General features: G+C 63.7%; 12 protein-coding genes. 7 read left to right on the forward strand and 5 right to left on the reverse strand.

Going from position 1 to position 14,946, the window contains the following annotated elements; translation table 11 throughout:
- Positions 1 to 18: 18 nt before the first annotated feature.
- The 4 genes from E5X88_RS14425 to gnd form a co-directional block, all read right to left on the reverse strand.
- Positions 19 to 1,260, reverse strand: a complete 1,242-nt coding sequence (locus E5X88_RS14425) for an MFS transporter (protein ID WP_292162279.1) — start codon at positions 1,258 to 1,260, stop codon at positions 19 to 21.
- 279 nt (positions 1,261 to 1,539) lie between these two features.
- Positions 1,540 to 2,001, reverse strand: coding sequence for a MucR family transcriptional regulator (locus E5X88_RS14430; protein WP_292162281.1), 462 nt, complete (start codon positions 1,999 to 2,001; stop codon positions 1,540 to 1,542).
- A 261-nt stretch (positions 2,002 to 2,262) separates the two neighbouring features.
- Positions 2,263 to 3,639 carry a glucose-6-phosphate dehydrogenase gene (gene zwf / locus E5X88_RS14435; protein ID WP_292162284.1) on the reverse strand — a complete coding sequence of 459 codons (1,377 nt, stop codon included), beginning with the start codon at positions 3,637 to 3,639 and terminating at the stop codon, positions 2,263 to 2,265.
- Between the two features lie 16 nt (positions 3,640 to 3,655).
- Complete coding sequence (gene gnd / locus E5X88_RS14440; protein ID WP_292162285.1) at positions 3,656 to 4,672, reverse strand: phosphogluconate dehydrogenase (NAD(+)-dependent, decarboxylating); 1,017 nt, start codon at positions 4,670 to 4,672, stop codon at positions 3,656 to 3,658.
- Positions 4,673 to 4,935: 263 nt separating this feature from the next.
- Between gnd and E5X88_RS14445 the strand changes: the two genes are divergently transcribed.
- The 5 genes from E5X88_RS14445 (at position 4,936) to E5X88_RS14465 (ending at position 11,656) form a co-directional block, all read left to right on the forward strand.
- Positions 4,936 to 5,949, forward strand: a complete 1,014-nt coding sequence (locus tag E5X88_RS14445; RefSeq protein WP_292162288.1) for a substrate-binding domain-containing protein — start codon at positions 4,936 to 4,938, stop codon at positions 5,947 to 5,949.
- Between the two features lie 62 nt (positions 5,950 to 6,011).
- A complete protein-coding gene (locus tag E5X88_RS14450; RefSeq protein ID WP_292162290.1) occupies positions 6,012 to 7,481 on the forward strand; it encodes a sugar ABC transporter ATP-binding protein in 1,470 nt (489 codons plus the stop codon).
- 1 nt (position 7,482) lies between these two features.
- Positions 7,483 to 8,463, forward strand: a complete 981-nt coding sequence (locus tag E5X88_RS14455; RefSeq protein WP_292162291.1) for an ABC transporter permease — start codon at positions 7,483 to 7,485, stop codon at positions 8,461 to 8,463.
- 3 nt (positions 8,464 to 8,466) lie between these two features.
- Positions 8,467 to 9,414 carry an ABC transporter permease gene (locus E5X88_RS14460; RefSeq protein ID WP_292162294.1) on the forward strand — a complete coding sequence of 316 codons (948 nt, stop codon included), beginning with the start codon at positions 8,467 to 8,469 and terminating at the stop codon, positions 9,412 to 9,414.
- Positions 9,415 to 9,586: 172 nt separating this feature from the next.
- Positions 9,587 to 11,656 (forward strand): 3-hydroxyacyl-CoA dehydrogenase NAD-binding domain-containing protein, encoded by a 2,070-nt coding sequence (locus E5X88_RS14465; protein ID WP_292162295.1) that lies wholly within the window; start codon positions 9,587 to 9,589, stop codon positions 11,654 to 11,656.
- 32 nt (positions 11,657 to 11,688) lie between these two features.
- On the opposite strand, the gene E5X88_RS14470 is transcribed toward E5X88_RS14465, so the two are convergent.
- Positions 11,689 to 12,495, reverse strand: a complete 807-nt coding sequence (locus E5X88_RS14470) for a LuxR C-terminal-related transcriptional regulator (protein WP_292162542.1) — start codon at positions 12,493 to 12,495, stop codon at positions 11,689 to 11,691.
- Positions 12,496 to 12,613: 118 nt separating this feature from the next.
- On the opposite strand from E5X88_RS14470, the gene E5X88_RS14475 reads away from it, so the two are divergent.
- Positions 12,614 to 13,750: an ABC transporter ATP-binding protein gene (locus E5X88_RS14475; protein WP_292162298.1), complete on the forward strand. Its 1,137-nt coding sequence runs from the start codon at positions 12,614 to 12,616 to the stop codon at positions 13,748 to 13,750.
- A complete protein-coding gene (locus tag E5X88_RS14480; protein WP_292162300.1) occupies positions 13,731 to 14,894 on the forward strand; it encodes a spermidine/putrescine ABC transporter substrate-binding protein in 1,164 nt (387 codons plus the stop codon). The genes E5X88_RS14475 and E5X88_RS14480 overlap by 20 nt, the downstream gene beginning before the upstream one ends.
- The last annotated feature ends 52 nt before the right edge of the window (positions 14,895 to 14,946 follow it).

Here is a 14,946-nt window from a genome sequence, read left to right on the forward strand (position 1 = left end):
GGACCAGTGTGCCTTGGATCAGTTTCGCCCGTCGAGGTGGCGCACCTTGCGCAGCTGCGGAAACAACACCGCCCACAGGCCGGCGACGACGACTGCGCCGACGCCGCCGATCGCCACCGCCGGCACGGTGCCGATCAATGCCGCCATGGTGCCCGCGCGGAATTCGCCCAGCTCGTTGGAAGCGCCGACGAAAACCTGATTGACGGCGTTGACGCGGCCGCGCACCTGATCCGGCGTCCACAGCTGGATCAGCGTCTCTCGGATATAGACGCTGAACATGTCGGTGGCGCCGAGCAAGGCGAGCGCCGCGATCGACAGCCAGGTGATGGTCGAAAGGCCGAACAGCACGGTAAAGGCGCCGAACAGCGCGACGAAGCCGAGCATGACCAGGCCGGCGTGGTTGCGGATCGGATGTCCGGCCAGCCAGATGGCAACGCAGATGGCGCCGATACCGGGCGCCGAGCGCAACAGCCCCAGCCCCCATGGGCCGAGTTCGAGGATGTCGCGCGCATAGACGGGCAGCAGTGCCGTGGCGCCGGACAAAAGCACGGCGAACAAATCGAGCGAAATGGCGCCGAGCACGATCTTCTCGCTCCAGATATAGCCGAAGCCGGCAAACAGCGTCTGCATCGTCGGCTTGTCGGTCTCGCTGCGCTGGGCAGGCTTGGGGATGGTAAAGACCAGCACCGCGGCGACAAACATCAAAACGGCTGCGGTGCCGTATGCCGCCTCCGCCGAAAGCCCGTAGAGCAGGCCCCCGGCGACCGGTCCGATGATGGTCGCGGTCTGCCAGGCGGATGAATTCCAGGCGATCGCGTTGCCGAAATCCTCTGGTGGCACGAGATTGGCGAACAGCGACGCCGCGGCCGGCCCGAAGAAGGCGCGCGCGATGCCGAACATGGCGAGCACCATGAAGATCAACCCCGGTCCGCTAAGGCCGCGCAGCGTCAGCAGCAAAAGGGCCAGCGCGCAGATCGCCTCCAGCAGCACCGTCAGCGCCATGATCAGCCGGCGCCCGAAACGGTCGGCGACCACCCCGGTGACCAGCACCAGCAGCAGCGAAGGCAGGAACTGGACAATGCCGACAAGGCCGAGATCGAACGGATCGCGGGTCAGGTCGTACACCTGCCAGCCGACGGCGACGGATACGATCTGCGTGGCGAATGTCGAGAGGAAGCGCGCCGCCCAATAGCTCAGGAAGGGTCTATGCCGGAAGGCGGCATAGCGCTGGTCAGGTGGCGCATGGAATTCGGATGTCATGGATCCAGCCCCGTGGTGAAGATGTCGGCCGGCGGGGCACTTCCACGATGGGCGCTGGTCCGGCCACGAAAGCCTTTAGCGCAGTTCGGCGCGGTGCGCGCGCAAAAACCCGTCCTGGATCAAACAATTTGGCGCCCGCCCCGCGTTACGCCAGGAGGGCGCCAGACCTGATCTCGTATGCTGGAGCGGGATGCATTTGAATTGAACCTGGCATCCCGCTCTCTCTATTCTTAGCCGCATTGCTGCGACGCCAAGGGATTCGCTTGGCTGCAGAATGCTTTAGGCCGGGGCCTTGGGCTTCCTCGCCTTCTTGACGGGCGCCGGCGGGGCGGCCTTGCGGCCAAGGCCTATTGCCTTCGCCAGTTGCGAGCGCGAAGCCGCATAATTGGGGGCAACCATCGGATAGTCGGCCGGCAAACCCCATTTGGCGCGATAGGCGTCCGGCGTCAGCCCAAAATGAACGCCGATATGGCGCTTCAGGGATTTGAACTTCTTGCCGTCTTCGAGGCAGATGATGAAATCGGGCGTCACCGATTTCTTTGGGTTGATCGCAGGGACCAGCGGCGCTGCCGCCGGGACGGCGGGTTGTCCGAGCCCGCTTATCGAAGCGCTGACGCTTGCGATGAGATCGCCGAGGCCGGAAGCCGGCAGGCGGTTCTTCTCGACGTAGGCGGACACGATGTGAGCGGTCAGCTCGAGCAGGTCGATGTCTTTGCGAGCGTTGTTGCTATCGTCGGTCAATCTATTTTCTCCGTCCTTGGGGTAGCAGAATTCCTAGTCGGCAAATCTGCGTAACGCAATGACGCCGCACATTATTTTGAACACAATACTAACGGCAGCATTCAGATCAACAGGTCTGACCCCAAACCATCAGAATATCAGACGCTCGGTGATTTGTCGCGCCCAGTCGAAATCCGCCTTCGAAGGCGCGGGTGTTGTCGCCGCGCCTGCAATCGGCAGGCAGTTCATCGAGTTTGTCGACATTGCCGCCGCCTTACGAGGTCATTTCGCCGGATTGATCCAGCCGTTCGGCGGTCCGAACCCGACCATCGCGTCGGCAGGGCCCCATGTCCCCGGCTCATAAAGCGGAGGCGGCGTGGTGTCGCCAAGCACCGGGCCGACGATCCGCCAGGCAAGCTCGCTGGCATCCTGGCGGGTGAACAGCTGGCGGTTGCCGTTCATGGCATCGCCGATCAACCGCTCATAGGGCGGCATGTCGCCCTTCGAATCGTCCAGGGCTGTCAGTTCGACCTGCTCGCCGACCATGTCATCGCCGGGGGCCTTGCGCTGGGCGCCGATCGAGATCGCCACCTGTGGATTGATGCGGAAGCGCACATGGTTGGCGTCGTCGGGCTTGATCGGATCGAAGACGTCGAGTGGCGGCCGCTTCAGCCGGACAATGACCTCGGTGGCATGCACGGGCAGGGATTTGCCGGCGCGGATGAAGAAGGGCACATCCTGCCAGCGCCAGGTGTCGACGAAGAACCGCGCCGCCGCGAAGGTCTCGACCGGCGAGTTCGGCGCCACGCCGGGCTCAGCAAGATAGCCGTTGAATTGGCCGCGCACGACATCGTCCCTGGTCAGCGTCCGGATCGCCCTCAGCACCTGCACCTTCTCGTCGATCAGATCGTCGGCCGACCGGCCGACGGGCGGCTCCATGGCAAGCAGCAGCAGGATGTTGAGCAAATGGTTCTCGATGACGTCGCGGATGCAGCCGACCTCGTCATAGAAGCGGCCGCGACCCTCGACGCCGAAATCCTCGGCCATAGTGATTTGCACGCTCTCGACGAAATTGCGGTTCCAGATCGGCTCGAGAAAGGAATTGGCGAAGCGGAAATAGAGCAGGTTCTGGATCGCCTCCTTGCCGAGATAATGGTCGATGCGAAAGATCGACTGCTCGTCGAACACCAGATGCAGAACCCGGTTCAGCCAACGCGCCGATTGCAGGTCGTGACCGAAAGGCTTTTCCACCATCAGGCGCGCGCCCTGGGCCGCGCCCGACTGTTCCAGCCCCTGGATGACCGTCTCGAACATGGTCGGCGGAACCGCCAGATAGTGCAGCGGGTGCTGTGCGGTTCCCAGCACGTTTTTCAGCTTCTCGAATGTCGCAGCACTACGGTAGTCGCCGCTGACATAGTGAAGCAGCGAGGCAAGTTTCGCGAAGATCTTTTCGTCGACCCTACCGATGGTCTTGCCGATACCGTCGCGGGCGCGCGCCTGCAACTGCTTCAGATCCCAGGCATCGAAAGCGACGCCGATCACCGGCTCGGTCAGGGTTCCCTTGGCGACCATGGCGTAAAGCGCGGGGAAGATCTTCTTGTGGGCGAGATCGCCGGTCGCCCCGAAAAGCACCAGCGTGTCGGACCGTTCCTGGCTCATGAGCGTGTCTCCCCCGTCACGAGCCGGTCTTCGGCTTCTCGACATGGCCGCCGAAAGCGTAGCGCATGGCGGACAGAAGCTTGTCGGCGAATTCGGATTCGCCTTGCGAGGAGAACCGGTCGAACAGGGCCGAGGACAGAACCGGCGCTGGCACACCGGTGTCGATCGCCGCCTTCAGCGTCCAGCGGCCTTCGCCGGAATCCGAAACCCGTCCGCCGAATTGGGTCAGCGCCGAGTCGGTCTTCAACGCGCCGGCCGTCAGGTCGAGCAGCCAGGAGCCGATGACGCTGCCATGTCGCCAGACTTCGGCTACCTGGGCGATATCGATGTCGAACTGGTAGTATTGCGGATTCTCCAACGGGCTGGTTTCGGCGTCTGCCGTCCGTTGCCTCTTGCCCGCATTCGCCGATTTCAGGATGTTCATGCCCTCGGCATAGGCGGCCATGACGCCGTATTCGATGCCGTTGTGGACCATCTTGACGAAATGGCCGGCGCCGCTCGGTCCGCAATGGAGATAGCCGAAGGGCGCGGTTCCGGCACCCTTGCCGGTGGCGGGCGCGCCGGCATCGGCGCCCGGCGCCAGGGTCGCGAAGACCGGATCGAGGTGCCGGACCGCGCCATCGGGACCGCCGATCATCAGGCAATAGCCGCGCTCGAGGCCCCAGACGCCGCCGCTGGTGCCGACGTCGACATAGTTCAGACCCCTGGAGGCGAGGTGTGCGGCCTGGTCGACGGCGTCATGGTAGTAGGAATTGCCACCGTCGATGATGATGTCGCCCGGCTCCATCAGCGCGGCCACCTGCTCGACGATCTTGCCGGTGATCGCTGCCGGCAGCATCAGCCAGGCGCTTCGCGGCTTGGTCAGCTTGCCGACGAATTCCTCCATCGACGCCGCTCCGATCGCGCCGTCCTTGACGAGTGCTGCGACGCTGGCCGGGTTGATGTCGTAGACGACGCATTCGTGGCCATCGCGAAGCAGGCGCCGCACCATGTTGGCGCCCATCCTGCCCAGTCCCATCATTCCAATCTGCATGTTCTTGTCCTGGTTCTTGAGGGATGGAAGCCGCGCCAGCCGACACTCGGCGTCACTGCCATGTAATCTCGGTCTCCTGGTTCAGAGGTAGACCAGGAGCCGAACCCTTTTCAATCATTGCACCGCAAGTTGATCGTCAAACCGTCATCGATCGCTGTTGACAAGTGCGCCCATCTAAATTTGTCTGACAATATTGAAACGAAGGTCATCATAACAGCCATTAGCAGCCAACAATGACCAGCAATCCATGGGAGGATTATGACATGAAGAAGTTACTCGTCTTGAGCGCCCTTGCGGCGATGCTCGCCTCAGGCACCGCGCTTGCCGACACCAGCGACAAGAAGATCGCCTTTTCGAACAATTATGCCGGCAATTCGTGGCGGCAGGCGATGCTCGACAGCTACGCCATCGTCACCAAGAAGGCGGTCGCCGACGGGGTGGTCGCGGCCGCGGATATCTTCACGACGGCCGACAAGGAAGTGCCGACCCAAGCGGCCCAGGTGCAGAACTTGATCCTGCAGGGCTATGACGCCATCGTCATCAACGCCGCCTCGCCGGACGCGCTCAACGGCGCCATCAAGCAGGCTTGCGACGCCGGCATCGTCGTCGTCTCCTTCGACGGCATCGTCACCGAACCTTGCGCCTATCGTGTGGTCGTCGACTTCAAGGACATGGGCAAGCAGGAAGTCGAACAAATGGCCAAGTTCCAGCCCAAGGGCGGCAATCTGCTGGAAATCCGCGGCCTCGCCGGCACGTCGATCGACGACGCCATCCATGCCGGCATCCTGGAGGGCGTCGCCGCCCATCCCGAGTTCAAGATCGTCGGCTCGGTCACCGGCGACTGGGATCAGACCACGGCACAGAAAGCGGTCGCGACGATCCTGCCGTCGCTGCCGGAAATCGTCGGCGTCGTCGATCAGGGCGGCGACGGCTATGGCGCGGCACAGGCCTTCGCCGCCGCCGGCAAGCCGCGCCCGACCATCATCATGGGCAACCGCCAGGACGAACTGCAATGGTGGAAGGAACAGAAGGACAAGGACGGCTACCAGACCTGGTCTGCGTCCATCGCGCCGGGCGTGTCGTCGCTGGCCTTCTGGGTGGCGCAGCAGGTGCTCGATGGCCGCACCGACATCCCGCATGATCTGCTGGTGCCATACCTCGCCTTCACTCAGGACGATTTCGAGGCTGCACTGCCGAAAATCCCCAAAGGGGGTGTGGCCAGCCACGAATACACGCAGGAAGACGCCATCGCGGCCATCAAAGCCAACATCAAGTGAGCGTGACACGATCGTTGCTTCCGGCGTTGCTTCCGGCGTTGCCAAACGGATATTGCTGAGGGATGCCGGAAGCTAGCGCAGACATCGTCAGGCTGGACGGCGCCGAAAAGCATTTCGGCGCCGTCCGTGCCCTTGCCGGCGTCGATTTCCACGTTGGTGCCGGCGAGTGCGTCGGTCTCGTCGGCCACAATGGCGCGGGAAAGTCGACGCTCATGCATATGGTGGCGGGCACGCTTGTGCCCGACAGCGGGCGGATCGCGGTGCGTGGCGGCATCGAGGACAATTATTCGGTGCCGCGTGCCCAGCAGCTCGGCATACGCTGCGTGTTCCAGGAACTGTCGCTGTGCCCGAATCTCAGCGTTGCCGAGAACACGCGCATCAACCATCCGGCGCTCAGCGGCTTCGGCTGGCGGCGCAAGGCGGCCGATCTCATCGCCGCCAAGCTCGACGAGATATTCCCGGGCCACAGCATCTCCGCCTCCGATATCGCCAGCGACCTTTCCATCGGCAGACGGCAGATGGTCGAGGTGGCGCGTGCCTTCACGGTGACGCAGGATCCGCTCGAACTGGTCATCCTCGACGAGCCGACATCATCGCTCGATGCGCATACGGCCGGCCAGTTGCTGGCCTTCGTCAGGCGCTTTGTCGCCAGCGGCAAGAGCTGCATCCTGATCTCGCATCTTCTGGGTGAGGTGCTGCACAATGCCGACCGTATCGTGGTGATGCGCGACGGCAAGGTCGTTGCCTCGGACGCAGCCAAGGCTTTCGATCGCGACAGGCTGGTGACGACCATGGGTGGAGCGGAAGCGCGTGAGAAGATCGCGGCCGAAATCGCGACCCAAAAGCCGGAGACCGGCCCGTTGCGGGTCCGGGCCCGCCCGGCACGGCAAGAGGACGGCAACGAACTTGTGGCGCATGCCGGCGAGATCATCGGCCTTGCCGGGCTGGCCGGCCATGGACAGACGGACCTGTTGCTGGCGATCTTCGCCGCCGCGGCGCGCTCCAAAACCGGCATCGAGGTCACCGCGCCGGTGGCGCTGGTGGCCGGTGACCGCCAGTCGGACGGGATTTTTGCGCAATGGTCGATTGCGCAAAACATCGGCATCCGCTCGCTGGCGCGATTGCGCAACGGCCTCCTGATCTCGCCGCAACGCGAAGCCGAACTCGCCACCTTCTGGCAAAAGAAGATCGGCATCCGCACCCCCGACATGAACAACAACATCTTCTCGCTGTCCGGCGGCAACCAGCAAAAGGTCCTGTTTGCCCGAGCGCTCGGCTCCGACGCGAAGATCGTGCTGATGGACGACCCGATGCGCGGCGTCGACATCGGCACCAAGCTGGAGGTCTACGACCTTGTGCGCGAAGAGGCCAGCCGCGGCCGCACCTTCCTCTGGTACACCACGGAAACCGAAGAGCTCGACAATTGCCACCACATCTATGTTTTCAAGAACGGCCGGATCGTCGCCAACCTTCGTCGCGACGAACTGACGGAGCAAAAAATCATCCAGTCCTCGTTCGGCGACGCGGCCTGAGATGACGGCAGCACCGGTCGAAACCAGCCCCAAGAGTTCCTCCGAGCGCGGCAAGCTGGCGCGGGCGCGTCTGTTGCGTAGCTTGCTGCCGGCGCTGTCGCTGGTGCTGGTGCTGCTGGCGATCGCCTGGCTCAACCCGCGCGCCATCAGCTATTTCGGCTTCAGCCTGATGCTGAACCTTGCGATCCCGATCGCGCTGGCGACGATCGCGCAGATGTTCGTCATTGCCGGCAACGAGCTGGACCTGTCGATCGGCACCTTCGTCGGGTTCGTCGGCTGCGTCACGGCGACGTGGCTGAAGGATGCGCCGCTGGTCGGTGTCGTGATCCTGCTCGCATCGATCGGTGTCTATGCGCTGCTCGGCGCGCTGATTTATCTGCGCAATTTGCCTTCGATCGTGGTGACGCTCGGCATGAGCTTCGTCTGGCAGGGGCTGGCCATCCTCATCCTGCCGAAGCCCGGCGGCAAGGCGCCGGACTGGTTGCTGTCGCTCATGGCCTTCAAGCCGCCTTTCGTTCCGTTCCCGATCATCGCGGCGCTGCTGATCGCGGCGGTCGTCTATTTCGGGCTGATGCGCACCTCCTATGGTGTGATCCTGCGCGGATCGGGCGGCAATGCCGCCGCGCTCGAACGCGCCGGCTGGTCGCTGCTCAGGACCAAGATCGTGCTGTTTGCGCTGGCCGGTCTGTTCGGCGTGCTGTCCGGCATGGCCTTGATCGGCATCACCACCTCGGCCGACGCCAATATCGGCAATGGCTACACGCTGCTGTCGATCGCCGGCGTCATCCTCGGCGGCGGCGAATTCGTCGGCGGCCGGGTGTCGCCGATCGGCGCGGTGATCGGCGCGCTGACGCTGGCGCTGGCCGCGTCGCCGCTGTTGACCTTCATGCACATTCCGCCCGACTGGCAGGTCGCTGCCAATGGCGCCATCCTGATCATCGTGCTGGCGGCCCGGGTGCTGATCAGCCGCAGGGAGAGGTGAGCGATGGCATCGTTGCGCGCGCTGCTCGCCAAACCCTGGATCTGGTCCTTCATCGGCGCGCTGCTGGTGTGGCTGGCGACGGTTGCCTTCACGGGCGGCTATGGCGGCGGCGGCATGATCACCGCGGCCCTGTCGCTCGCGGTTTTCACCGTCATCGTCGGTGTCGGTCAGATGTTCGTCATCACGCTCGGGCCGGGCAATGTCGACCTGTCGCTGCCGGCCAACATCGGCCTCGCCAGCGCCGTCGCCATGAAAGTCATGGACGGCAATGACCAGATGATCGCTGTCGGACTGCTCGCGGCACTCGCCTGCGGCATGGCGATCGGCGCAGCCAACTATCTCTTGATCTGGGCGCTGCGCATTCCGCCGATCATTGCCACGCTGTCGGCCAGCTTCATCATCCAGTCGGTCGACATCAGCTATGGGCGCGGCTTGCAGATCAAGCCGCCGCCGGGCTTCGCCGATTTCGCCAACCGGCAGATTCTTGGTATTCCGGTGCTGGCGATCCTCACCGTGCTGTTCACCATCGGCGCCGCCATCGCGCTGCAGCGCATGATCTATGGCCGCTCGGTGCTGGCAATCGGCCAGAACATCCGCGCGGCGTGGCTGGCGGGCGTCAATGTCGGCCGCATCCGCTTTCTCACCTACACGCTGTCGGGCGCGCTCGGCGGCCTCGACGGGGCGCTGCTCGCCGGCTACTTCCGCGGCGCCAATGTCGATATCGGCAATGAATACCTGCTGGCCTCGATCGCCGTGGTCGTCATCGGTGGAACGTCGGTGGCCGGCGGCAAGGCCAATGTGCCGGGTGTCTGGGGTGCCGCACTGTTCCTGGTGCTGCTCCTGACCATGCTCAATACGTTCGGCGTCAGCGCCGGCGTCCGGCTGCTGCTGACGGGACTGATCATCGTCGGCGTCATCACCGCCGCGGGCGGCCAGAAGGCGCTGCGCTAGTTCTGTCGCACGGCGGAGCAGCATCTTTTGATGCCGGCGGCACAGAGGGGGCGCAAAGAATCACCACAGCAGGGCCTGGAGCCTTTCGGCGAAAACATCCCGGTTCCCATCCGGGCGTTGGCCCTGTAAATCCTGTCGGCGTTGTCGGCCGTCATCATTGCGAGAGGTTTGCGTGTCCAATTTCGTCAGCGTTACAAGGGACGGCGGCGTCGCGGTCGTGACCATCGACAATCCGCCGGTCAATGCGCTGAGCTTCCATGTCCGCGAGCCGCTGATGCAGGCGCTTGTTTTGTTGCGGGACGAGCCCGATGTCGCGGCCATCATCATCGCTTGCGCCGGGCGAACCTTCGTCGCCGGCGCCGACATCACCGAGTTCGGCAAGCCGGTGCAGCAGCCGGATCTGCGCGCCATCATTGCTGTGCTGGAAACCATCGCCAAGCCGACGGTTGCCGCGATCCATGGCACCGCGCTCGGCGGCGGCCTGGAACTGGCGCTCGGCTGTCATTTTCGCGTTGCCGACGCAGGGGCCAGGCTCGGCCTGCCTGAAGTCAAGCTCGGCCTGCTGCCCGGCGGCGGCGGCACGGTGCGACTGCCACGCCTTGTCGGGCCGCTGAAGGCGCTCAACATGATCGTTTCGGGTACGCCGATCGATGCCGCCGAGGCGCTTGCCACCGGCCTGGTCGACGCCGTCTTCGATGGTGACCTGATCGCGCAAGCAATTCGTTTCGCCAGCGAAATGGTTGGCAAGGGTGGGCCGTTCACGCCAGCGCGCGACCACAATGAACTCCTCAAGGAAGCTGATCTTCCCGCCTTCGATAAGGAAGCGGCGGCGCTTGCGGGGAAGGTGCGCGGCCTCGAGGCGCCGATTGCTTGCGCGCAGTCGGTCCGCAACGCCATCACGCTCGGCTTTGACGAGGCACTGGCGGCTGAGCGCGAACTGTTCGTGAAATTGGTCGGAGGCGACCAGTCGCGCGCGCAGCGTCATCTGTTTTTCGCCGAACGTGAGGCGGCAAAGGTTCCTGGCAAGGATATAGTCAGGCGCAAGATCGCGCGGGTCGGCGTCATCGGCGCCGGTACCATGGGTGGCGGCATCGCGATGGCGTTCGCCAATGGCGGTTACCCCGTGACCTTGCTGGAAACCAGCCGCGAGGCGCTGGAACGTGGGCTGGCGACGATCGACAAGAATTACACCGTTTCCGTCACACGCGGCTCGCTGAGCGAAGACGCCAAGCGTCAGCGGCTCGATCTGTTCAAGGGTTCCACCGACTATGGTGATCTCGCCGATTGCGACCTGATCATCGAGGCGGTGTTCGAGGAGATGGCGGTCAAGAAAGACGTGTTCGGCAGGCTCGACGCAGTGGCCAAATCAGGCGCGATCCTGGCCACCAACACCTCCTATCTCGATGTCAACGAAATCGCCGCCTCGACGTCGCGCCCGCAGGACGTCGTCGGCATGCATTTCTTTTCGCCGGCCAATGTCATGAAGCTACTGGAGATCGTCCGCGCCGAAAAGACTGCGCCGGATGCGCTGGCGACCGCGGTCGAGCTGGCGCGGCGGATCGGCAAGGTGCCGGTCGTCGTCAGCGTCTGCCATGGCTTCGTCGGCAACCGCATGCTGGCGGCCCGGGGTTCGGAATCCGAGGCGCTCTTGCTGGAAGGCGCAACGCCGCGCCAGATCGACCAGGTGTTCACCGATTTCGGCTGGTCGATGGGGCCGTTCCAGATGGGCGATCTCGCCGGCCTCGACATAGGCTGGCGCAACCGCAAGGCGCGCGGCCAGACGGCGGTGATTGCCGACACGCTGTGCGAACAGGGGCATTTCGGTCAAAAGACCGGCAGTGGCTTCTATCGTTATGAGAACGGCTCACGCACACCGGCACCCAATCCCGAGGTCGAAGCGCTGATCCGCGACAAGGCTGCCGAGAAGGGCATCGCGCCGCGGGTGATCGGCACTGAGGAGATCATCGAGCGGACGCTCTATCCGATGATCAATGAGGGGGCGAAGATTCTCGAGGAGAAGATCGCGGCCCGCGCGTCCGACATCGATGTCGTCTGGGTCAACGGCTATGGCTTTCCGGTGGGCAAGGGCGGGCCGATGTTCTGGGCCGGCCTCGAAGGGGTCGACAAGATCATCGGGCGACTCGACCACTGGCACGAGCGGACCGGCAAGGACATCTTTCGGGTGGCGCCCCTGCTCAGGCGGATGGCAGTATCCGGCTCCTGGGAGGGTATCGCCAGCTAACCGCCCGAGCGAGGTCATTCCGAAATCGTGGACTACCGAATCCGCGCGTCGATGATCTCGACGAAACGCGCGAAGAGACCAGCCTGCGACTTGATCTTGAGCTTGCGGTAGATGTTGCGGCGATGAACCTTCACGGTCCCCGGTACGATGCGCATGGCCCTGGCGATCGATTCCGTGGAATGCCCCTGAAGCACCAGGTCGACGACCTGCTTTTCGCGCGGCGTCAGCGAAAGGCTCTTCCAGATATGAGCCCGTTCGAACTCGGCAATCGGAGCAATCGCCTCGTCCTGCTTCGTCTCCGCCGGCTCGTCAGCCGGAAGGCCGGGCCAGCGCAGCCTGACCAAGCTGATCACCGCCGGCGCCATGTCGCGCAGCAGCCTGGCATCGGCGGTTCCGAAGGGTCCCGAAGCGTGCAGTCGCATCAGCGAGACCACCAGCGCGTCCTTTCCCGGCAGCGGCACGAAGAAACCGACCTCCTCGGCCAGCCTGGTCTGGCTATAGTAGGAGCGGTAATATTCGCTGGCGTAGAAGCGGTCCGGCGCCAGTTCGCGCATGCGCCAAAAACCTTCCTTGCGCTCGACCGCCGCGTGGTGGAACGGGTCGAGCAGATAAGGCCCTTCCTGGTAGAGCGCGACGAAGACATGACTTTCGACCGGCGAGAACGTCTCGAACAGCAGCGGCGGGCGCGAGGCGCCGCGATAGCCGAAGATCACACAGTGGTCGAAGCTGACGTGCTGCCGGAGCCAGGCGACCATCGCCTTGCCGAAAAGCTCGCCGCTCGTCTCCCGGGTCGTGGCGATGAGCGTGGCGAGCTGATTGTAGTCGTCGGCACGCGACACGCTCAATTTATACCCCTTTAAACGAGAAAATAGACCAAATATACCACCTGCGAGGTATATACTAGCCACGGTTAGCTCTGATAGCGTTTCGAATGCCTTATCGCTGGAGCCCGCAGCTTTGATCGCAGTGCCAGACATCGAGTTTCGCGGGGTCACCAAACGCTACGGCAGCGTGACCGCGGTCAGCGGCATCGATCTTGCCGTTCCGCCGTCTGCCTTTGTCGCCCTGCTCGGGCCGTCCGGCTGCGGCAAGACGACCTGCCTGCGCATGATTGGCGGCTTCGAACAGCCGAGCGAAGGCGCAGTGTTCATCCGTGGCCGAGACATGGCCGGCACGCCGCCCTATCGGCGGCCGGTCAATATGGTGTTCCAGCAATACGCGCTGTTTCCGCATCTGGATGTCGAGGACAACATCGCCTACGGGCTGCGCCAGGCGCGGCCGCGGCTGTCGTCGCGGGAGATCAGCCTGAGGGCGGGCGAGGCGCTCGCCATGGTACGGCTTGCCGGCTACGGCCGCCGCAAGATCCACGAGCTTTCCGGCGGTCAGCAGCAGCGTGTCGCCCTGGCGCGCGCGCTGGTCAACAAGCCGGCGGTGCTGCTGCTCGACGAGCCGCTGGCGGCACTCGACAAGAAGCTGCGCACCGACATGCAGATAGAGTTGCAGAACCTCCAGCGCGAGATCGGCATCACCTTCGTCCTTGTCACGCACGACCAGGAAGAAGCGCTGTCGATGAGCGATTTCGTCTGTGTCATGAATGGCGGACGCATCGTCCAGCTCGGGCAGCCGAGCGAGATCTATGACGAACCCGCCGATCTCTTCGTCGCGGACTTCGTCGGCAAGACCAATCTCTTGAGCGGCAAGGTCGCCGGACACTCGGGCAACCTTGTCGAGGTGGCGCTTGCCGACGGTACCGTCATCGCCGCGCGCGAGCGGACTTCGCTGCAAAAGGGTGAGGCTGTTTCGGTCAGCCTGCGCCCTGAATCTTTAAGTCTCGGCGCGCCGGGAAGCGGCCGGCTGAACGGCATTGTCCGCAACCGGATTTTTCTGGGCTCGACCGCGGAATATGCGATCGAGGTCCAGGGCATCGGAACGCTGCTCGCCAAGGCCGATCACATGATTGGCCATGGAAATCTCTTCAAGCCGGGTGAACCCGTCGCCATCGGCTTTACAGCCGGAACGCCGCTCGCGTTTCCGGGCCCCAAGAACAACGGGACCAACCAGAGGGAAAACAAACATGTCGAAACCATATCGTGACGGACTGCCGATAAGCCCTGAAAAATTCGTCGATCAACTGATGCGGCTCAAGCGTGGTTCCATCGGCCGCCGCGAGTTCCTGGGCCTCACTGGTCTTGGCATCGCAACGGCGGTGATGGCCCGCGAGCTCGGCATCATGCCGTCGCCGGCCATCGCCCAGGAGGGCCTTGGCGACCGCATGTCGATCGCCACCTGGCCCAATTATCACGACCCGGCGACATTCGAGAATTTCAAGGCCGAGACAGGGGTCGCCGTCGAGGTCAATGTGTTCGGCTCAAACGAGGAGATGCTGGCCAAGCTACAGGCCGGCGCCTCGGGCTGGAGCCTTTTCGTGCCGACCAACTACACCATCTCCACCTACAAGAAGCTCGACATCATCGAAGCGCTCGACATGGCCAAGCTTGCCAATTTCGACGGCTCGCAACAGGACCAGCGCTTCACTTCGGAAGGCACGATCGACGGCGTGATCTACGCGGTGCCAAAGAATTGGGGTACCACCGGATTTGCCGTCAACACCAAGAAGCTCACCAAGCCGATGACGAGCTGGAAGGAGTTCTGGGACACGGCCATGGCGGAGGGCGACGGCCGGACCATGGTTCATGACTACCAGCTCACCACGATCGGCAATGCGCTGAAATATTTCGGCTTCTCGTTCAACTCGCTGAAGCCGGACGAACTCGCCAAGGCGGAGGAGCTGCTGCTGAAGGTCAAGCCACATCTGTTCGCGGTTTCCAGCGACTATCAGCCGTCGATGCGTGCCGGCGACGCCTGGATGACGATGTGCTGGACCAATGACGGGGCGCAGCTCCACCGCGACATCCCCGAGATCGCCTATGTGCTTGGCAAGGAAGGCGGCGAGATCTGGACCGACTTCTACGCCATTCCGAAGGATGCGCCCAACAAGCCCGCCGGCTATGCCCTGCTCAACTACCTGATGGACCCGAAGGTTGCGGTCAAGGAGCATCTGGCCAACGGTGCGCCTTCCACCGATGCGCGGGTCAACGCGCTGCTGCCCAAGGAGGTGCTGGACAACCCGATCCTCTACCCGGCGGCGGAATTGCTGAAGCCGCTGGAATTCGGTGCAGCCGCGACGCTGACCGATCCGGGCCGCGCCGAACTGATGGCACGCTTCAAGTCGGCTTGAACCGGCCGGGTCACAGCCCGATGCAGGCAACTACCGGCGGACAGATGTCCGC

Source organism: Mesorhizobium sp., from assembly GCF_004962245.1.
Classification (GTDB): domain Bacteria; phylum Pseudomonadota; class Alphaproteobacteria; order Rhizobiales; family Rhizobiaceae; genus Mesorhizobium.